The sequence below is a fragment of the Paenarthrobacter nitroguajacolicus genome (genome assembly GCF_031455195.1).
Taxonomy (GTDB): domain Bacteria; phylum Actinomycetota; class Actinomycetes; order Actinomycetales; family Micrococcaceae; genus Arthrobacter; species Arthrobacter nitroguajacolicus_D.
On sequence record NZ_JAVDSH010000003.1, the window covers coordinates 1 to 20,812 of the forward strand.

Consider the following 20,812-nt stretch of genomic DNA (forward strand, 5'->3'; position numbering starts at 1 on the left):
GGGGGGCTGGCGCGAAGCCGCCCGCCGGCCCCCCAGCGGCGGGCCCGCGCGCGCGCGCCGCGTTACATCGAAACCTAAAAAACCCGGGCCGCCCGCGCCCCGTGGGGCCCGCGCCCTTCCGTGTTAACCCGCCACGCCTCAGCTCACCATGGGCCCGGCCCAGGCTACCCAAGGGTCGTGGCTATCCTCAGATACTCCCCTCCCTAGGTCCGGCCCAAGCTACCCAAGGGTCGCGCTACCCTGAGTCCCCCCGGGTCCCCGCACGTTGGGCCCTAAGGACCGAGCCCAAGGAACGGGCCCAACGAACGGGCCCTAGGACCGCGCCAGGTTCAAGACGATTTCGACGGCGGTGCCGCCCCCGTCACGCGGGCTCCACTGGATCGATCCCCCGAGCTCGCTGGTGACCAATGTGCGGACAATTTGAAGGCCCAGGCCCTCCGTGTATTGCCCATCGGGCAATCCAACGCCGTCGTCGGCAACGGTAACAGTCAGGAATTCGTCGTTCCCCTCCCCGTCCGCCCGGTCAGCCAACAACCACACGGTTCCCGTTCGTCCTTCCAGCCCGTGCTCCACGGCGTTGGTGACGAGTTCATTGATGACCAATGCCAGCGGAGTGGCAAAATCGCTGGGCAATTCGCCGAACAGGCCTGAACGTTCTGTCCGTACCTGCTGGGACGGCGAGGCAACCTCAGCCGACAACCGGAACTGCCGTCCAATCAGCTCATCGAAATCGACGCTCTGAGTCAGGCCCTGCGAAAGGGTCTCATGAACCAGGGCAATGGTGGCCACGCGCCGCATGGCCTGCTCCAACCCTTGCTTGGCTTCGTCGCTGACCATCCGGCGGGACTGCATGCGCAGCAGGGCGGCCACTGTCTGCAGGTTGTTCTTCACCCGGTGATGTATCTCCCGGATGGTGGCATCCTTGGTAACGAGTTCCATTTCCCGTCGGCGGAGCTCCGAAACATCACGGCACAGAACCAGGGCACCAAATCTATGCTGCTCGTCGCGCAGCGGAATGGCCCGGAGGGACAGGCTCACGCCCCTGGATTCGATTTCACTGCGCCAGGGCATCCGGCCCGTGACAACCAATGGCAGGGTTTCGTCCACCATGCGTCGATCCTTGAGCAGGCCCGCAGTCACTTCGGCCAGGGAACGCCCCTCCAACGTTTCCACTTCACCGAGTCGGCGGAAGGCGGACACTCCGTTGGGGCTGGCATACTGCACAATGCCATCGGCATCGAGCCTGATAAGCCCGTCACCGACCCGGGGCGCTCCTCGACGGGACCCCGTGGGTGAGGCAAAGTCGGGCCATAACCCGAGCGTTCCCATCCGCAGGAGGTCGTACGCGCACTGGCGATAGGTCAGTTCCAACCGGGACGGCATCCGTGAGCTGGACAGGTCCATGTGCGAGGTGACAACTGCCAGTGTTCGGCCGTTGCGCACCATGGGAACTGCCTCGACGCGCAATGCCATCTCGCTGCTCCAGCTCGTTTCGCTGGATCGTTCGATGGATCGGCTGTTCCACGCCTTGTCCACCAACGGGCGGAGGTCAGAGCGGATGCCCTCACCCACGAAATCCGCGTGGAACACCGTGTGCGATGTCGACGGACGCACGTGGGCGAGGGCGATGTAGCCGAGCTCTGGATGCGGGAACCACAAAGCGAGGTCCGCGAAAGCCAGGTCGGCGACCATCTGCCAGTCACCGACGAGGAGGTGCAGCCATTCGGCATCTCCAGGCCCGAAATCAGCGTGTTCCCTGATGGGGTCTGTAAAGATTGCCACTGCACCTCCATTTGCGACGCCGGGACTTGCTCCTAGCGTCGAACGATTGACCTCAAGAGCCTTAATGCTACCGACAGTGACGCCATGTCGTCGGCTTCGAGTGCGTTGACCTCGTCAAACATGGTCTTGGCCCGGCCGAGCTGCTCGGCATTTTGCCCTTCCCATGCCTTGAGACGATCTTCCGCCAAGGCGCCGGACTCCGTCGACTCAAGTACCGACGTCGTCATGTCTGCCACCGTGGAATACAGGTCATCCCTGAGTGCCGCACGGGCCAGGGCTTGCCAGCGGTCGTCACGTGGAAGCGAACTGATGCGCTCCAGCAGTGAATCGACGTGGAAGCGGTTGAACACCGTGTAGTAGACGTGGGCGACGTTTTCGACCGTGTCGTTTCCGGTCCGGGCGATCCGGGCAATATCCAGGAGGGCATAGCTCTCGAACAGCTCCGCCCACCTGTGCGCCAGGTGATCCGGCAGGTCCCAGCCGCGTGCCCTCTCCAACCAGCCGGTGATGCGCACCTTGTCTTCGCCCCGCAGGTAGTCCAGCAGCTTTGCGCGCAGCGGAGCCAGCATGGGCTTGAACGATTCCACGACCTCGGAAATGGGCTGGGACGCCATCCCTTGCCCCAGCACCCACCGCACCGCGCGGTCAAGCAACCGGCGGACGTCCAGGTGGACCTCACTCCAGTGTTCTGTTGGGAAGGACGCAGGGAGCGCATTCAGTTCGGCGACCATGGGATCGAGGTCATAGATTTCGCGCAGGGCCACGAACGCTTTCGCGACCGCCACTTCATTGGCCGAGGTTTCTTCCATGGCCCGGAACGCGAAGGTGATGCCGCCCAGGTTGATGATGTCGTTGGCAACCACAGTGGCGATGATCTCGCGCCGCAGCGGATGGGTGTCCAATTCGGCGTCGAACTTTTCGCGCAACTGCTTGGGGAAGTAGTTGCGGATGGTGTCCGCGAACCACGGATCATCGGCGAGGTTGCTGTCCCGGAGGGCAGCGCCCAGTTCGATCTTTGCGTAGGCGGCCAGGACAGCCAGCTCCGGAGACGTCAGGCCCTGGCCTTGTTCCAACCTTGCACGCAGGGTATCGGTGGTGGGCAAGGCTTCAAGGTCGCGCTTGAGGTCTGCGGACTTCTCGAGCCAGTCCATGAGGCGCTCGTAGCTCGGGCTCCAGTCCGCAACCCGTGTCCGGTCGTTGAGGAGCAGGATGTTCTGGTCGATGTTGTCCTGCAGGACCAGCCGTCCCACTTCATCGGTCATATCGGCCAGGAACAACGCACGGTCCGAGGCTTCCAGCTTGCCGGCTGCCACCATGCGGTCCACGAAGATCTTGATGTTGACCTCATGGTCGGAGCAGTCTACGCCGGCCGAGTTGTCAATCGCATCCGTATTAAGGATGACCCCTTGCAGGGCGGCCTCGATTCGTCCGCGCTGGGTCAAACCGAGGTTTCCACCCTCGCCCACCACCTTGACCCGGAGGTCGCGGCCATCCACGCGAATCGCATCATTTGCCTTATCCCCCACCGCAGCATGCGTCTCGGTACTGGCCTTGACGTAGGTCCCGATGCCGCCGTTGTAGAGAAGGTCGGCGGGCGCCAGCAGGATCGCACGGAGTAGTTCCGGCGGGCTTAGCTGAGTGGTTCCATCGGGCAGGCCCAGCGCCTTGCGGACCTGGTCAGAAACCGGGATGGTCTTGGCCTGCCGTGCGTAGACGCCGCCGCCTTCGCTGATGAGGGAGCGGTCGTAGTCATCCCAGGAAGACCTCGGCAGGTCGAAGAGCCGCTGCCTTTCGGCGAAGGACGCCGCCGCATCGGGGGTCGGATCCAGGAAGATATGGCGGTGGTCAAAAGCGGCAAGCAGCCGAATGTGCCGGGAAAGCAGCATGCCATTGCCGAAGACATCGCCTGACATGTCGCCCACACCGACCACCGTGAATTCTTCGGATTGGGTGTCGAGGTCCAACTCGCTGAAGTGCCGCTTGACGGATTCCCAGGCGCCACGTGCGGTGATGCCCATGGCCTTGTGGTCGTAACCGACGGAACCGCCGGAGGCAAAGGCGTCGCCCAGCCAGAAACCGTATTCGGCAGCCAGTCCGTTAGCGGTGTCCGAGAACGTTGCGGTTCCCTTGTCAGCTGCCACCACCAGGTATGAGTCGTCACCGTCGTGACGGACAACGTCCGACGGCGGCACGAGCCTCTCGCCGTCCGCTGAGGTGACGAGGTTGTCGGTGATGTCCAGCAGACCCCGGATGAAAGTCTTGTAGCTCTCAATACCTTCGGCCATCCAAGCCGCCCGGTCCACGGCAGGGTTGGGCAGTTTCTTGGCGAAGAACCCGCCCTTGGCGCCGGTGGGAACGATCACTGCGTTCTTGACAGTCTGGGCCTTAACAAGGCCCAGGATCTCCGTGCGGAAATCTTCCCGGCGATCCGACCAGCGAAGGCCACCCCTCGCCACCTTCCCAAAGCGCAGGTGCACCCCTTCCACCCTCGGGGAGTAGACCCAGATCTCGAACATGGGACGTGGGAAAGGAAGCCCGTCGATCGAGGTGGGGTCGAGCTTGAAGCTGACGTAGTCCTTGTTTTGGAAGTAGTTGGTCCGCAACGTCGACTCGATGAGGTTGACGAAGGTCCGAAGGACGCGGTCGGCGTCCAAGGTGGCTACTTGCTCAATGGATTCCGCGAGTGCGTTCCGCGCAGCGGCCTGGCGTTCGGGCCTGAGGTCCTCAGGGACGGCGGGATCGAAGCGCGCCGAGAAGAGCTCATTGAGGCCCCGGGCTACATCGGGATTCCCGAGGAGTGTGTCAGCGATGAATCCGAAGGAGTTGGTGTTGCCCATTTGCCGCATGTACTTGGCGTACGCACGAAGCACGACCACCTGCCGCCAGTGCATGCCTTCGCGGAGCACCAACCGGTCGAAGTTGTCCGACTCCACCGCCCCAGTGACCGCAGCCCCAAACGAATCGCCCAGGAGGTCACCCGTTGTCAGGGGATCAACCCCGGCAGGGTACTTGAGCCCAAGGTCGTAAAGGAAGAAATCCCGGTTGTCTGCGGTTTCAATCTCGAAGGGCCGCTCGTCCAACACTTCGAGGCCAAGGTTGTGGAAGTAGGGAAGGATTTGGCTGAGGCTCTTGGGCTCCATCAAATAGAGCTTGACGCGTGCGTCTTCTTCCAACGCCTCACCGGCACCCTCCGGAAGGTAAACGTGTACGCCGGGCTTGACTTGCCTGGTGGCTCCCCCGGCCCTTTCCGCCTGGGCACCGTACTTCTCGAAACGCTCGATGTCTTCCAGCGCATCTTCGACTTCGTAATCCACGCGGTAACCGGCCGGGAATGCCTCAGCCCACAGCGCCGACAAGACATCGGCTTCCGCCGCGGGACGGTTCTCGCGCAGGACTTCAGCAATACCTTCGCTCCAGGACCTCGATGCCCGCATCAGGCGGTGTTCGAGCTCTTCTACATTGACCTCGGCAAGTTCCGCGGTGCGGGGCAACCTGATCCTGAAGAAGACACGGGCCAAAGCCGACTCGGTAATCCGCGCCTCGTAGTCAATGCTCTCGGCCTGGAAAGTTTCGCGGAGTTCCTGCTCGATCCGGAGTCGGACGCTGGTGGTGTAGCGATCGCGGGGCAGGTAGACCACCGCTGACATGAACCTGCCGTAAATGTCCGGTCGGAGGAACAGCTTGGTGCGCCGACGTTCCTGCAGGCGCTGGATGCCTGTGGCTGTGGCAGCGAGATCAGGTATCTCAATCTGGAACAGCTCATCGCGGGGATACGTCTCGAGGATGCCCAAGAGATCCTTGCCGGAGTGCGAGTCGATCGGGAACCCGGCATTGCGCAGGACAGCATCCACCTTGTCGCGCACAATCGGTATGCTGCGCACGGATCCGGTGTACGCGCTCGTGGCAAAGAGCCCAATGAAGCGCCTTTCGCCGTTCACATTGCCCAGGGCATCGAAGCTTTTGACGCCGATGTAATCAAGGTAGGCAGGCCGGTGGACGGTGGAGCGCGAGTTGGCCTTGGTGATGACCAAGGCGCGCTTCTCCCTTGCGCGCTTTCGACCTGCATCCGTCAGGTGCTGGACCTGGCGGGTGGAATCTCCGGCGCGGAGAAGTCCCAGACCGCTGTCTTCCCGCAGTTGAAGGACGTCTTCGCCGTCTTCATTGACGAGGTCGTATTCCCGGTACCCCAGGAAAGTGAAGTTGCCGTTATCCAGCCATCGCAACAGGTCTTGGGCCTGTCGAAGCTCGGCAACCTGTTCAGGATGGGATACGCCCCCCAGCGCCTCAGCCAATTCGAGTGCCTTGCTGCGCATTTTCGGCCAGTCTTCGACTGCTGCCCTGACGTCGCCCAGGACGCGTTGCAGACCGGAGACCAATTGTTCGCGGACTTCATCGTTAACGCGGTCAATCTCGACAGCGATCCACGATTCCATGTGCGATGCGTTGTCGCCGTCACCGAGCAGGTGGGCCACACTGGGCAGGGCTGCTGTATCGCCGCTGGAGATGCCGACATTGGAGGGGACCCTGGAGATCTTGGCCAGTTCCCCGGACACCCGATCGCGGGTAACCACGAACAAGGGGTGCATCACGAGTCGGATGGCGCAGTTCTGGCGAACAAGCTCTGCGTTGACCGAGTCAACGAGGAAGGGCATGTCGTCGGTAACGATGTAGACGACGCTTCGGTCGGATTCGGCGGAGATTTCCACCACGGCGTTGCCTGGTCGGCGGGACTGGGCAACAGTCCTGTGATGGGATGCCCGCGACATCAACAGCTCAGGCGAGTAGGCGCGGGAGTCCTCCTCTGCGAGATGCTCATAGTAGTCACCGAAGAACCCTTCACGGACAACTGCTGCATCGGACCGATCCTCCACGCTGGATCCTGACGACATCGACAAACGCCTCCATCACAAGTTGATTGCTGCGACTCTGCAGCCCACATGTTGAGCCTAGCGCTTAAGGAACCGCAGGACTCTGGTTGATCGCCTGAAAGAATTGCGATTTCGCTGGACAGGTGCACAAACCAGTTGGGCGATTGCCTGACGGAGGGGCGAATCCGGGGCGGCTTCGAGTAAAACGGAGCCAGTCAGAAGGGCGAGCTCGCAGGCAGCCGAGTCCGCGGGCAAGTACGCATCGATGCCCGGACCGGGGCCGAACCGCTCCCAGGCTTCGTCCAATTGCCTTTTGGGCGAATGGCCCACGGTGGACCGCTTGACCTTGTTCAGCACTATTCGGGGGGACGCCTCTGGAATGGTGGCCTCCAGTTCGGCCAAGCCGCGAACCAGGCGCGGTATGCCTACGGGATCCGCTGCTCCCACGGCGAGCACCACGTCGGCCATTTCCAGGCTGCGGAGGGTCGCCGCGTTACGCCGCGGAGTCATTGTGTCGAAGCTCAGTTCTTCATCCGACTCGAGGCAAAATCCTGTGTCCACCACAACGAAGTCCGCCGCGTGCCGGGCAAGGTCAAGAACCACGGACAGCGCCGCTGCCCTGAGTTCAGTCCAACGATCCGCGCGCGTGGTCCCCGTGAGGACACGGAAAGCACCTGCTGTGGTGAACACGAACGCAGCCGCAGACTCCAAGGCCCTGTCATCGAGCAAGCCCTGATCGGCAAGCCTGCACGCCTGGGCCAGTCCAGCTGATTCATCCAACAGGCCCAGAACCGCCGAAACACTGGCGCCATAGCTGTCAGCGTCCACCAGGATCACGGATTTGCCGTCCGCCGCGAGTTCTGCCGCGATGTTGACTGCCACCAGAGTCCTGCCGGGTGCACCTGTTGGCCCCCAGACAGCGATGATCTCCCCTTGCCCGCGCGGCGGTTCCTCCAAAGCTTCCGGCGCCGCCACCGATGCAAGATCCGCTGACGGATCCGCGAATCCACTGCCGTATCCGTAGCCTGGTCCAGCAGCTGATGCCACACGCCCAACTGCTTGGGAGATGTGGTCGGCGAGGGCGGATGGATCGATTCCCGGAACGGCGACGACAACGCCAATGGATTGGAGTCGCCGCGCTTCCTCCGGATCATCCGTGAGGGCTACTACAGATACACCTACCGCCGCGAGGCGGTCAACGAGCGTTGAGGTCAACTCGCGGCAGCCTTCGACAACGACGGCAGCCAGGGCAAGTCCGCTTTGGCATGCGGCAATCATCTCGGCAAGCTCGGAACAACGCCGGACAACCGTTACCGGGCCGTGCAAGCGCTCAAGCCCACCCACGACATCCTCTTCAGCCGCGCCAACGGTTATCACGGGAATGCTCACCGGACCAACCCCGCCGGGTTCCAGACTACGGACACCTTGGCATCGTTGGCCTGCGCACCGAGCAGCCTGGGCATTTGCTCATCCGTCACCAGCACCAGCACCACTTTGGTCTTCGAGGCACCCAGGGTAGTGGAGCCCTCCATCACCTGTGCGATTTCTGCGCCCGGCAACAACAACTCAGGCTCCGCGAATGATCTGTCGGTTCCCGGCATGGCAACCCATACATCCACCCGAGCCCCAGGGACTGCCTGGGTGGGAAGCTCTTCATCCACGGAGATAGCCACCGGCTTGCGGTTCAGGAGGTCGGCCGTACCCAGGCTGTCCTGCGGAATCAATTGGTTCTTCGCTACCCTCTGTAACGCGACCTTGTCCGACGGCAGTCCACTTTCGACGGTGACGTAGCTTGACTCAATGCCGTCCAAGCGCACTTTCACAATGGAGAAGTCGGCTTCGGTGACGCGCTGGCCAACTGCTATGTTCTCCCGGGCAGCGTAGACCTGAATAGTCTTATCAGCCGTTCCCACCAGCGCCACGACGCCCGCAATGGAGAGAAGTACCAGAAGGATCCCGACCAGCAGCCGAGGGTCCTTCCATGACGGCTTCTTTAAGCGTGCGGCGGCAACGGCTGCGTTTGGACCCATTTTCCAGCTCCCCCAGTATGAGTTTGGGCAGGTCCCGGGTACCTGCCTCCCCATTCTTACCGGCCGTGACCGGCTGCCCCAAAGCCAATGGCCCCAAATGGGCCGAAACTGTGGATAACTACCCCAAACAGCAATACCGATGGCAAAATGGAGCCATGCCCCGATTCCTGACTCTGGCGGACGTCGCCGAACAACTCCAAATAAACTCCCCCCAGGCTTACGCCTTGGTGCGAAGCGGGGAGTTGAAGGCTATACAGGTGGGAGGGCGCGGACAGTGGCGTATTGAGGAAACCATGCTGGAGCAGTACATCCAGGATCGTTATGCAGAAGCCAGCCGGATGATCGAAGAGTCCAGGTCCAAGACGGCGCAGCGCTAGAATCCTTGACCGCTGTTCGAGCTAATGGCCGTTAGGGAGTCGAACGGAACGGTCACCACAGCCGCCACGCTTCCAGCCCGCCTCTCTTCACCGGGCACCACAACTGCCAGGTCAAAGTAGTCCTTCCCTACCCTGTCGATAACCCCGTCGAGCTTGTGGCCGTCGCCTTTCCTGACGGCCAGGTAGACGACAAGTGGGACGCGGCCCCTGGACAACGCCCGCAACGCGGAAGCGATCCCCAATGAACGTTGCACGCGGGATTGTTCTTTGATGGCCAGCCTCCCTAGTCCTTGGTAGGAGAGCACGGATCCATGCGGGATCAACCATTGCCGCGCCCCTTCGGTAAGCACTATCCACTCACTCCCGATATGGCTGAGCCCACCCCGGAGAACGGTGCCATCCACCAGCATGACCTTGATACCTGAGCCGGCCACGCCGCGGAGGCGGTCGTTGAGTTCTACGCTGCCGAGCTCAACCCGGGCCCGCTCCGTTATCTCGGATTCGGATTCGAGGGCGCGTTCGGCCGAAAATTGTGCTTCCAAATCGCTGAAGAGAGAGTCCCATCTCATGTGGCCAGACTAGGCTGCACTAGGGACCCAGGACAATCCAACCGTCATCCGGAGGAACTGATTGGACAACCGAGTGCATAACCCATCACAATGGGTCAAACACGGTCAAATGACATCAAACTAAGCTTTGGGGGCTTGGAATGGCGCACACACTACGCAGGGACCTGGCCCTTGCTGCTTCATTACTCGGGCTCGGTTTGCTCCTGGCGTTCGTGGGCAGCATCCTGTTCAGCCAATGGTTGGCTGCTGAAAACCATCAACAGCAGTCCTCCCTTGAACACTTTCTAGGCATTGCCGCCAGTGCCGTAGGCACCTCCATCGTGGCTTGGTGGGCCCTGTCGTTTTGCCTTGCCTTTCTGGCGACTGCCATGGCGCGAAGAGGTCAGCCCAAGATGGCCGGCACCATCTCCAAGTTCAGCCCCGGCTTCATGCTGCGCCTTGCCGCAGCAGTGCTCGGCCTGAACCTCCTGGCCTGCGGTATCGCGCAAGCAGCACCACAACCGGAGCCGGGCTGGCACGCCACAGACACCGTGACCTCCAATTCCACCGGTGCATCATGGACCCCCACTTCGCTTAGCGCGCCAAGCGCAGGCACTGCGGCGCCCGTCGGAACCGTTACACCACAGGTCGAGGCAATCAACCCCGGCTGGCGGCCGCAGCCCCCTGTTGTTGATCCTGGACTTCTGAGCCTGCCCGCGTCACGGCAGGACGCTTCCGCTGGCAAAGAGGACGTCATCGTGCAACCCGGAGACTCGCTGTGGTCCATTGCGGCTTCCCGGCTGGGTCCTTTCGCCACCGACGTAGACATCGCGCTGTCCTGGCCCAAATGGTACGACGCGAACCGCTCCACGATTGGTGCTGACCCGACCATGCTTCATCCAGGTCAGGTCCTGCAACCTCCTGCCCCCGGCTAGCTCAGCAGCCGCGGACCTTAAGGTTCGCGTGGGAGCCCACTCAGGGGCTCCCACCGCACGTCGTTTTCCATCCAGCGTCATCCCAGCAGAAGCCACCCAGGCAAGGGCGTCCCCACGCCCGAGCCTATGTTGTGAATGCACGAGGTATGACCATGACCGTTACGACTCCAAGCAGGCCGGCAACCCGCCAAAGCGGAAGAGGGACAAGCGCCGTTCGTGGCTCCAACGGCACGGACGTCGATGTTCGGCTTGTCGCGCGGAGCATTGCCCAGGCCGCTTTGGAGGTCCTCGCCGGGACCCGGCCCCTCCAGCAGCTCTCACGTTCCCTTGACCCTGAGTGCTACCTAGCCTTGCAGCACCGGGCGGCCCTCACCCGAAAACATGCTGCGAGGGTCCGCGGCAGCCAGCAGCCCCACAGCAGTCCGATGGTCCGTTCCGTTCGGGTGTGCTCCATTTCGGAGTCCATCTGTGAGGCCAGCATCGTGGTGGCGGAGGAACAACGCTGCCGCGCGGTAGCTATGAGGCTGGAACGTTTGGATGGCGTTTGGCAGGTTACCGCACTCGAAATTGGCTGACGGTGGCCGAGGGCATCCGCATCGCAGGAGTGGGATCAATGGAAAAAGGGCGAACCCCGGACCTTGTGGCCCGGGGTTCGCCCTTAAGATTCGCAGCTCAGGAGGGGGTCAGCGGCGCTTTTTCTTTGCCGGTTTACGTTGCTCCTGGCCAGCCGCCTTGGCGGGGTTGCCGGAACGACCTGAAGCACGGCCCTCTATCCGGGTTTGGGTTGCTCCGTCCTCGCCGGGAGCGGTGTACTGCAATTGGGCCGGTTTCTCCGGTGCCTGCAGCCCAGCCGCCCGGATTTGGGGATCATGGTGCTCTGTGTGCGTGCCACGAGCAGTGTCATCGGCAACCACTACGTCTTCGGCGGGCGTTACTTCTACTTCAAGGTTGTACAGGAACCCGATGCTCTCTTCGCGAATGGCTTCCATCATGCTCTGGAACATGACGAAGCCCTCCCGTTGGTACTCGACCAGGGGATCGCGCTGGGCCATCGCCCGGAGACCGATTCCTTCCTTGAGGTAATCCATCTCGTAGAGGTGTTCCTGCCACTTTCGCCCAAGGACCGAGAGTACAACGCGGCGTTCAAGCTCGCGCATGCTCTCCGATCCAATGGCTTCCTCGCGGGCCTGGTACACGAGCCGGGCGTCGGAGAGTATCTCTTCCTTCAGGAACTCTGCCGTGACGCGGGACTTGCCGCCGGCCTCCTCGATGATGTCCTCGGGAGTAACTGTGGCCGGGTAAAGAGTCTTCAGGTTTGTCCACAACTGGTTGAAGTCCCAGTCGTCGCCGGTCCCCTCGGCGGTTGCCGCCTCGATGAGGGCATTGATGGTGTCTTCAAGGAAGTACTGGACCTTTTCGTGAAGGTCGTCGCCTTCGAGGATCCGGCGACGGTCACCATAGATGGCTTCACGCTGGCGGTTGAGGACGTCATCGTATTTGAGGACATTCTTGCGCTGTTCGGCGTTGCGTGCTTCCACTTGGCCCTGGGCCGAGGCAATTGCCCGGGACACCAGTTTGGACTCGAGCGCAACGTCGTCGGGCACTGAACTGTTCATGAGCCGTTCCGCGGCTCCGGAGTTGAACAGCCTCATGAGGTCGTCTGTCAGCGAGAGGTAGAAGCGGGATTCGCCGGGGTCGCCCTGACGGCCGGAACGGCCTCGCAGCTGGTTATCGATACGGCGTGATTCGTGGCGTTCGGTACCCAGGACGTACAGCCCACCGAGGTTCAGGACTTCTTCGTGTTCGTCCTTGACGGCCTGCTTTGCCGATGCCAGGGCTTCGGGCCACGCAGCCTCGTACTCTTCCGAGTTCTCTTCGGGGTCGAGGCCACGCTTGGCGAGTTCGGCGATGGCGGTGAATTCGGCGTTGCCGCCGAGCATGATGTCAGTACCGCGGCCAGCCATGTTGGTGGCTACGGTTACCGCACCCTTACGGCCTGCTTGGGCCACAATGGAGGCCTCGCGTGCGTGGTTTTTTGCGTTGAGGACTTCGTGGCGGATACCTTCCTTGGCAAGCAGCTTAGAGAGGTATTCGCTCTTTTCAACGCTCGTGGTTCCGACCAGTACCGGCTGCCCGTTTTCGTGGCGTTCCGCGATGTCAGCAACCACGGCATCAAACTTCACGACCTCGTTCTTGTAGACGAGGTCAGACTGGTCAATGCGCTGCATATCCCGGTTGGTAGGAATGGGGACGACGCCAAGCTTGTACGTGCTCATGAATTCCGCGGCCTCGGTTTCGGCCGTACCGGTCATGCCGGAAAGCTTCGAATACATGCGGAAGTAGTTCTGCAATGTCACCGTGGCGAGAGTCTGGTTCTCGGCCTTGATTTCGACGTTTTCCTTGGCTTCAATGGCCTGGTGCATGCCTTCGTTGTAGCGCCGGCCAGCAAGGATGCGCCCCGTGTGCTCGTCGACGATCAGGACCTCGCCATCGAGGATGACGTAGTCCTTATCCCGCTTGAACAATTCCTTTGCCTTGATGGCGTTGTTGAGGAAGCCAATCAGGGGGGTGTTGGCAGATTCGTACAGGTTTTGGATTCCGAGATAGTCCTCCACCTTTTCGATGCCGGCTTCCAGCACGCCAACGGTCCGCTTCTTCTCGTCGACCTCGTAGTCGACCTCGGGCTGAAGACGCGTCACAACCTTGGCGAATTCGCTGTACCACCTGTTGGTGTCACCCTGTGCCGGCCCGGAGATGATCAGTGGCGTCCGCGCCTCGTCGATGAGGATGGAGTCCACCTCGTCAACGATCGCGAAGTTGTGGCCGCGTTGCACCAGTTCGCTGGCATCCCATGCCATGTTGTCGCGCAAGTAGTCAAAGCCGAACTCGTTGTTGGTGCCGTAGGTGATGTCTGCAGCGTACTGTTCACGGCGCACTGTCGGGTCCTGGTTGGACAGGATGCAACCGCTGGTCAGGCCAAGGAACCTGTAGACGCGTCCCATGAGTTCGGACTGGTATTCGGCAAGGTAGTCGTTCACCGTAACGACGTGGACGCCTTTGCCGGTAAGGGCGTTGAGGTAGGCCGGTGCGGTCGCAACAAGGGTTTTACCTTCACCGGTTTTCATTTCGGCGATGTTGCCTAGGTGCAAGGCTGCCCCACCCATGAGCTGGACATCGAAGTGCCGCATTCCCAGGGTCCGGGATGACGCCTCGCGGACGGCAGCAAAGGCTTCGGGCAGCAGGGCCTCGAGGGTGTCGCCGTCTTGGTGGCGGGCACGGAGGCGATCCGTTTCCTCACGGAGTTCAGCGTCCGTGAAGGACTTGAAAGAGTCTTCCAGGGCATTGATGGAATCGGCATAGTTCCGCAGTTGCTTGAGTGTCTTTTTATCACCCGTGCGGAGAAGTTTTTCGATTAGTGATGCCACGTGAAATTGCTCCCAGTCTCATGCTGCCGAATTCTGGCTGTTTCAGTCTACGGGAGAGACCAACGCCACGTTGCCGGGTTCACCTGTGAGCGGACTGCCTGGCTGTGCTTGCGCAGCAGTATCGACACTGCGGATTGCCGCCTCCGTGGCCAGGCTGGCTGCAAGGTCGCCAACGGGCCAAACCACCACTTCGCCCAAACCCAGCCAGCGGGCCATGAGGCTAAGCTCCGCGGCAAGTTCGACGGCGGTATCCGCCGGTGCGCCGGCCTCGCCGAACGCCGAGCGCACCAGAAGCTGCCCAGAGGCCCTGTCCGCCTTGAGATCCACCCGGGCTACGATCCGTTCCCTGAGGAGGAACGGAAGAACGTAGTAGCCAAAACGCCGCTTGGCAGCCGGGGTGTAAATCTCAATCCGATAGTGGAAGCCGAAAAGCTCTTCCAGGCGTCTTCGTTCGAAAACCAAGGAGTCAAAGGGACTGAGCAAAGCGCGTCCTTCCGCTCTTCGCGGCATCTTTGCCTCAACGTGTTTGAAGGTTTCACGGTCCCAGCCACGGATTGACACAGGTTCCAGCCGGCCGGACTTCACCAAACGCCGGACCGATTCCGCTCCGGCCTTCACCGGCGTACGAAAGTAGTCGGAGAAGCACCGTACCGTGCCAATGCCGTGGGCTTGGGCAGCGGCCTCGATCAGGCGGTCCAAGGATGCCTCGGGATCAAGCACCGCGGGCGGCAGGTCAGGGACGACCCTGGCAGTCAGGGTGTATTTGCGTTCGAATTGCTGGGTCCTTGAAGCCGCGGAGACCTTTCCTTCTTCAAAGAGGTGCTCCAGCACGCGCTTGACCATATTCCAGTTCCAACCCCACTGATCACGTGCAGCGTCGTGGACGTGTCCGAGCTTCGCCGTCAGCTCAGATGCGGTCATTGGGCGCCCTGAGGCAAGGGCTGCGAGTATGCGTTCCTCCATCCCCCGGCGTTCCAAGGGATCCAGATGGTGTGCGCCAACCCAGGCGCGTTTTTGCCACAGAAGCAGGTCGTGGAAGTGCTCCGGCCGGATGAAGCTGGCCTCGTGCGCCCAGTACTCCATCATTTTGCGCGGCTTCCGGCCGGCCATGATGTGCAGGATGTCCGGGTCGTAATTGCCCAATCGGGAAAAGAACGGAAGGTAGTGGCTGCGTGCCACTACGTTCACAGAATCGATCTGGACCAACTGGAGCCGGGCAAAGGTCCGGCCCACCGCCCGTGGTGTCACGGGGCCGGTGGGCCGTTCCTTTGCCAAACCCTGAGCTGCCAATGCGATCCGCCGTGCCTGTGAGAGGCTCAGCGAAGCGGTCATTGAAGTCCCTTCATGCAGGAGTTGACGCCTTACTTGGCCGTAGCGGCCTGGTCATCCGAGCGATAGGCGTGGATCTTCTCTTCCACGGCTTCCTCGCCGGGTTCGCATGTGGAATCGAGGGTAATCACACCGTAGGTCCAGCCACTGCGCCGGTAAACGACCGAAGGCGCGTTGGTTTCCTTGTCCAGGAACAGGTAGAAGTTGTGACCAACCAGTTCCATGCTGTCCACAGCGTCGTCAAGTGTCAGGGACGCTGCGGGGAATACCTTCCGGCGGATCAGGACGGGTGAATCGCCTGCCGGGATGTCGTTCTCAATCTCGTAGGGAGAACGCTCATCAGTTTGCGGCTCCGACTCCTGGTGATTGCTTGCCTCGACGTAGAGCGGCTCGCTCGCGCTGGCCGGCTCCAGTGTTGCCGTGGCTTCCCGCACGGCCTTGGGTGTGTGGCGGCCGTGGTGGACCTTCTTGCGGTCCTTTGCACGGCGAAGCCGTTCGAGCAGCTTGTTGTACGCAAGATCGAAGGCAGCGAATTTGTCAGCGGCTGTGGCCTCGGCACGGATAACGGGGCCTCGGCCCAGGACTGTCACTTCGACGGTGAGCTGGCCCGGCGTCTGCCGGGGATTGGTTTCCTTGGAAACCTTGGCGTCTACTCGCTGGACCTTATCCCCCAGCGATTCAATCTTCGAGATTTTTTCGCCGGCGTATTCGCGAAAGCGGTCAGAAACTGTCAGATTTCGTCCGCTGATCATGAACTCCATGGTGCCCTCCAAATAACTCGGTGACACGACAACGACTCTGTTGGGGGCTGGTCTGACGGACAGTCGAGCCCCTTTCCGAGCCGCTATCGACAGGTACATCTGTTCTTGGTACCCACAACCGACGTTAGTTCATCGTCACGTGTTATTCATCCTTTAGCCGTTTATTTTTTGATTTTGTCTTATCAACCACCCTGGGGTCGTCGCCGGTTACTACGGAGGCGTAGGCTGGTGGCCTCGTGGCCGCGAGAACCACGGCACCGCAAACCACACCGCCCGCCGCCGTCACGGCCCGCGCCGCCTCGGCAAGGGTGGCCCCCGTAGTGAGCACGTCGTCGATCAGGATGCACCGCGCACCTTTGAGCTCCTTGCTCCATCGATGCCGCACACGCATGGATCCCCTCACCCTGCTGGCCCTTCCGCCCCGCCCCAGCCCCTTTTGCCCGCCCTGATCATTGCCGGCGTCGCGGCCCAACACGACGTTGGCAAACCAGGCAGCAGGGTTGCCGGGTGAGAACCGGCTGAGCCCATGCCGGATGGGACGCGCCGTCTTCACAAGCGCATCCAAGGCAGGGCATTGCGGATGCATCCTCCGCAACCGCATCCAGAGGAGCAAGAGGTGCACAGGACTGAATCCTCGCTTCGCGAACGCCGATGCACTGGTTGGTACGGGGACAAGGCGATAGCCCTGCTGGCCGCCAGTCGCAGAGTCCACTGCCTTGCCAAGGCAGTGGGCCAATACACCGGCCAGCCGCCACTGGCCATAGTGCTTGAAGGAAAGCAGACACTGCGCCAGTTCGTCGCGGTACGGCCCGGCAGCCACCACCCCGATCTTCGCCGTGCCGTCAACATCGACCAAGGCGGGGGCCTCCTGCTCCGCCCGAAAGGGCTCCCTGCACAGTTGGCGGACCCGCTTTGCGCACGATCCGCAGAGGACGGTGTCTTCGGCATTGCAGCAGACACACTCCACAGGGACCAGCAGGGCCAGCAGTTCAGCCAGGGTCTTTTGGAGCGCGAAAAGCAGCCGGCCGATGGGTTGCCTGTCCAGCCCACGACGACGTGCACGGCCAGTGACCGGTGCCCGGAGGTCAGGGTCTTCGCGACGACGGCGGCGGGCGGCCTTTGGGGTGGGAGGGAAGGAAGTCATTCCGTCAGCCTGTGCCAGCCCCCGGGTGTGCGGAAGGCCATCGGCGCCGTATGTGGAAAAGGGGGCCTGAATGCGGCCGGACGAAGACGTCAGCCAGGAAACGCCGGTTCTGTGGGTCCTTTGAGTTGGAGCTCCCAACCGTTGCCGACCCGCTGGAAAATCCCTGCATCCGACTGACCATAGATCTGCTCAGATCCGTTGCCGGCACTGAGACTGGTCAGGCCGTCCCACGGAGCGAGTTGCTGGGGTTCCCCCGAAGCCAAACTGAGCAATTCCGGAACCACGGTGGACGTCGCCGAACCGGACATCACGGCAACTGTTGAGCCGTTGATCCACACGCCCTGATTTGCCGTACCGGTGCTTAGGAGGGTGACCGGAGTAGTGAGGTCTTTGGGCACGCCGTCGGGAGTACGGACTATCCCCGTTATCTGTACCGCGGATTTGCCGTTGGCCTCCGAAATTACCAGGGCCCGGGTCCCTTCCCTGGACACCCGGAAATCCTTCACTGTCCGGCCAGAGAGCCAGGACGGGGTGATGGTAACGGCCGGCACGGTGGTGCCCGGCGGAACCCCGGTGGGTTTGTAGGCCACCACCTCGGCAGCACCGTTGGCACCCGGGCCCGCCGTCCAGACCCAGTCATGAGGGCTGAAGGATGGACCGGTCAGTGTGCTCCTGGTGGTCAGTTGGCGCGCAGGCTGCCCGGGTTCGATGGAGTAGAGGGTGGTCCTGTCGCCATTGAGGAAGGCGGCCGTCTGGGACACTGGCGACTCCGCAGGGGCATGCGGCCCCAAGCCTGCCACCGACTGGATGTCCGGGAGCGGGGTCACCCTGTTGTTCTCGTACCGCACCAGGTCACCATTGCTCACGGCGATCTGGCGGGCAGGAACGTTCTTGTCCAGCACCGGCGGCAGAACCGTTCCGTTGTCCTCGACACGGACCAGGTCCTGGTCTGCCCGAAGTTGGACGTTGATGACATCGGGCTGGCTCCTGAACGTCAGGGCCAGCTGGTTTTGCATCCTCTGGCGATCCTCCGCGGAGGCATCGAACAGTTCCTTCGCGGAAAGGTCCACCTGCGCAGCGCCTGAGACCACGGGCACGGACTCACGGGCCAGCTTCATCCCCGACGGGAATGCGCTGACCACCGCGCCACGAAGGTAGGGAGCCGGTCCGGCCAACAAGGCGCTGGTCATCGACTTGACAGTGTTCTTCTTAATGAACCACCGATAGTCAGGAACCGCGTAGGTGAAGGTCGGATCGTAGAAATAGATGGGGTTCGCCCCATAAATGACCTTGAACGTTTCTTCCGCAATGGCCGTGCCGTCCGGGACCTTCGAAATGCGCCACTCCCCCTCTACCTGTTCCACCGTCAGGGGAATTGTCTCCTTGGTTCCCGGTGGGAACTGGGTAGCAACACCGTCGGCGTCCACGGAGTAGGCGAGGTCAAGTTCGTAAAGGTATTCGTTCTCCGTGGCCGTCTTGACCACGTGCGCCTCACGGAAAACGAGGGCCCTCTTGTCAGGCTTCCAAGTCACCGACTGCGCCTGTGTCAGGAACTGGCGGGCAACTGGGTAATCGTCCTCATAGCCGCTGCCGGCCATGTAGAAATCCTCGATGATTGTTTCCGGACTGGAACCGGCCCGGGGAGCGGCAGGGAAGAACACCGGCGCATTCGGATTGCCCGCCCCCTCATCCTTGCTCTTGCCAACTGGACCTGATCTGGGAATCTGTGCACACGACGTGAGCAGAAGAACCAGCATGGCCAAAATGGCAACGACTGCCTTGGTGCGACGGAAGCGCGTACTCGTCACGGTGCCTCTCCTGTTCCGTCACCCGTTTGCGGTCTCCGTCCGGTATCCGGACCCGGCTGCACGGGACTGCCCGCGGATCCCGTACCAAGCACCAGCATGTGGCGTTCGCTGGGCGATCCGGGGAATTCGAAGTCAGCGGGCTCCAGAAGCAACGGCGACTTGACGATGGTGCCGCCCTGGCGCAGCGGCAGTGTCAGACGGAAATTGGACCCCGAACCCTTGCGACCCCATGCCTGCAGCCATCCGTTATGCAGCTTGGTGTCCTCAGCAGCAATCGACAGACCAAGGCCGCTTCCTCCCGTGGTTCGGGCGCGGGCAGGATCCGCCCGCCAAAAGCGGTCGAAAACCCTTGCTGCCTCGGCCTGGCTCATGCCTATGCCGTGATCCCTGACGGACACGGCCACAGCATCGTGGTTGGCTGCCACTGAAATATGGATAGGCCTGCCTTCACCATGTTCGAGTGCGTTGAGCAGCAGGTTACGCAGGATCCGGTCGATTCTCCGGGAGTCCATTTCCACGACGATGCTCTTCTGGCGGGCGCTCAGCCGTACCTCCGAACCGTATTCCTCGGCCACGGGCGCCGCGCCGTCTATGACGTGGGAAATAACCTGCAAAATGTCCTGCGGTTCGGCGTCGAGGACAGCGGCGCCGGCGTCGAACCGGGAAATCTCAAGCAGGTCCGAAAGCAATGATTGGAAGCGCTCAACCTGGTGATAAAGCAGCTCCGCCGACCTTTTGTTCATGGGGTCGAACTCGTCACGGGCGTCGAAGAGCACTTCCGCGGCCATGCGCACCGTAGTCAGCGGGGTGCGGAGCTCGTGGGAGACATCGGAGACGAAGCGCTGCTGCATCTGCGACAGCGTTGCCAGCTGTGTGATCTGTTCCTGGAGGCTTGCAGCCATGTGGTTGAACGAGGCGCCCAACCTTGCAACCTCGTCTTCGCCCTTGACCACCATGCGTTCCTGGAGCTGTCCGGCGGCCAGCTTTTCCGAGACCACTGCCGCGTGGCTCACGGGACTGACCACATTTCGGGTGACGTACCAGGCAATGGCACCAATCATGAGGACCAGGGCGGCACCACCGGCCCAGAGGACATTCTGGATCTCATTCAGGGTTTGTTGGGCCGAATTGAGGTCGTAGATCAGGTACAGCTCATAGGCCGTGCCGTTGAACGTCACCAGGTTTCCGACGGCGATGCCGGGCCGGTCCTCGTTGCCCACCGGGAACTGCGTGGAAGCCCAGAACTGCTGCTTCCCGCCTTCCTGGACGGCTTTGCGCAACTCCGGCGGTATGACCCGAACGGTCAGTTGGTCCGAGGCCCTCGACTCGACCCACCGGTTTCGGGGCTTGGTCTGCTCGGGTTTGGCTTCAAAGACGTATCGGCGTTGGATCACCGATCCCCGGCCTTCCACCGCCGTCAAGGTGTCATAAACCAGGGTGATGACGCTCGACTGGTCGGTGACCTGGGCGCCGTCGAACGTGTCCTGGACCTGCTTGACGTTGTACCGCGACTCGGATTCCGCCTGGGCGAGGCGCTCCTGGAAGAGGTTGTTGGCGATTTGGTTGGACAGATACGCGCCAACAATGGCGAATGAGGTCACTGCAAGGAGCAAGGTGGTGAGGACCGTCCGGAATTCCAGGGAACGGCGCCACCGGCGGAGCAATGACCTCCACAGGAAGCGCAGGCCGGGCCGGATATGCCGGATGCCGGTGGAAACCAGCCGCGACACCCGAAGGACCAGGATCAGGGCCCGACGCGTCCAAATCCGACCACGCGTCACGAACCACGAGAGGTTCCGTACCTG

Annotated in this window: 14 protein-coding genes; 3 read left to right on the forward strand and 11 right to left on the reverse strand. The window is 61.9% G+C overall.

From position 1 onward, the window contains the following. Nucleotides 1–312: 312 nt before the first annotated feature. The 4 genes from J2Y68_RS07400 to J2Y68_RS07415 are packed head-to-tail and all read right to left on the reverse strand — an operon-like array spanning nucleotide 313 to nucleotide 8,680. Entirely contained in the window at nucleotides 313–1,782 is a 1,470-nt protein-coding gene (locus tag J2Y68_RS07400; RefSeq protein ID WP_309991682.1) for a sensor histidine kinase, read from the reverse strand. 32 nt (nucleotides 1,783–1,814) lie between these two features. Then, nucleotides 1,815–6,671 (reverse strand): NAD-glutamate dehydrogenase, encoded by a 4,857-nt coding sequence (locus J2Y68_RS07405; RefSeq protein WP_309991684.1) that lies wholly within the window; start codon nucleotides 6,669–6,671, stop codon nucleotides 1,815–1,817. Between the two features lie 57 nt (nucleotides 6,672–6,728). Next, nucleotides 6,729–8,039 carry an AAA family ATPase gene (locus J2Y68_RS07410; protein ID WP_309991686.1) on the reverse strand — a complete coding sequence of 437 codons (1,311 nt, stop codon included), beginning with the start codon at nucleotides 8,037–8,039 and terminating at the stop codon, nucleotides 6,729–6,731. After that, the gene (locus tag J2Y68_RS07415) at nucleotides 8,036–8,680 is read right to left on the reverse strand and encodes an SAF domain-containing protein (RefSeq protein WP_309991687.1); all 645 of its coding nucleotides are present in this window, start codon (nucleotides 8,678–8,680) and stop codon (nucleotides 8,036–8,038) included. The genes J2Y68_RS07410 and J2Y68_RS07415 overlap by 4 nt, the downstream gene beginning before the upstream one ends. 155 nt (nucleotides 8,681–8,835) lie before the next feature. Here J2Y68_RS07415 and J2Y68_RS07420 point away from each other — a divergent pair, with 155 nt between their 5' ends. Beyond that, on the forward strand, nucleotides 8,836–9,057 hold the full coding sequence (locus J2Y68_RS07420; protein WP_211714191.1) for a helix-turn-helix domain-containing protein: 222 nt from the start codon (nucleotides 8,836–8,838) through the stop codon (nucleotides 9,055–9,057). Here J2Y68_RS07420 and J2Y68_RS07425 read toward each other — a convergent pair. Further along, entirely contained in the window at nucleotides 9,054–9,626 is a 573-nt protein-coding gene (locus tag J2Y68_RS07425) for a hypothetical protein (RefSeq protein WP_309991689.1), read from the reverse strand. The two genes, J2Y68_RS07420 and J2Y68_RS07425, sit on opposite strands and share 4 nt — an antisense overlap. Before the next feature lie 140 nt (nucleotides 9,627–9,766). Here J2Y68_RS07425 and J2Y68_RS07430 point away from each other — a divergent pair, with 140 nt between their 5' ends. Together J2Y68_RS07430 and J2Y68_RS07435 are read left to right on the forward strand one after the other, a co-directional pair. Continuing rightward, nucleotides 9,767–10,540, forward strand: coding sequence for a LysM peptidoglycan-binding domain-containing protein (locus J2Y68_RS07430; protein ID WP_309991693.1), 774 nt, complete (start codon nucleotides 9,767–9,769; stop codon nucleotides 10,538–10,540). Between the two features lie 152 nt (nucleotides 10,541–10,692). Beyond that, a complete protein-coding gene (locus J2Y68_RS07435; RefSeq protein ID WP_309991696.1) occupies nucleotides 10,693–11,115 on the forward strand; it encodes an Rv3235 family protein in 423 nt (140 codons plus the stop codon). 108 nt (nucleotides 11,116–11,223) lie between these two features. On the opposite strand, the gene secA is transcribed toward J2Y68_RS07435, so the two are convergent. From secA to mtrB, 6 genes are all read right to left on the reverse strand, one after another. Then, nucleotides 11,224–13,965 (reverse strand): preprotein translocase subunit SecA, encoded by a 2,742-nt coding sequence (gene secA / locus J2Y68_RS07440; protein WP_309991699.1) that lies wholly within the window; start codon nucleotides 13,963–13,965, stop codon nucleotides 11,224–11,226. A gap of 42 nt (nucleotides 13,966–14,007) precedes the next feature. After that, nucleotides 14,008–15,297, reverse strand: a complete 1,290-nt coding sequence (locus J2Y68_RS07445) for a winged helix-turn-helix domain-containing protein (RefSeq protein WP_309991700.1) — start codon at nucleotides 15,295–15,297, stop codon at nucleotides 14,008–14,010. 29 nt (nucleotides 15,298–15,326) lie between these two features. Further along, nucleotides 15,327–16,055: a ribosome hibernation-promoting factor, HPF/YfiA family gene (hpf, locus tag J2Y68_RS07450; RefSeq protein ID WP_211714290.1), complete on the reverse strand. Its 729-nt coding sequence runs from the start codon at nucleotides 16,053–16,055 to the stop codon at nucleotides 15,327–15,329. Nucleotides 16,056–16,197: 142 nt separating this feature from the next. Further along, nucleotides 16,198–17,199: a ComF family protein gene (locus tag J2Y68_RS07455; RefSeq protein ID WP_309991704.1), complete on the reverse strand. Its 1,002-nt coding sequence runs from the start codon at nucleotides 17,197–17,199 to the stop codon at nucleotides 16,198–16,200. 89 nt (nucleotides 17,200–17,288) lie between these two features. Continuing rightward, a complete protein-coding gene (locus J2Y68_RS07460) occupies nucleotides 17,289–19,007 on the reverse strand; it encodes an LpqB family beta-propeller domain-containing protein (protein WP_309991707.1) in 1,719 nt (572 codons plus the stop codon). Further along, nucleotides 19,004–20,788 carry an MtrAB system histidine kinase MtrB gene (gene mtrB, locus J2Y68_RS07465; protein ID WP_309992593.1) on the reverse strand — a complete coding sequence of 595 codons (1,785 nt, stop codon included), beginning with the start codon at nucleotides 20,786–20,788 and terminating at the stop codon, nucleotides 19,004–19,006. Before mtrB ends, J2Y68_RS07460 begins: the two co-directional genes overlap by 4 nt. Between the last annotated feature and the right edge of the window lie 24 nt (nucleotides 20,789–20,812).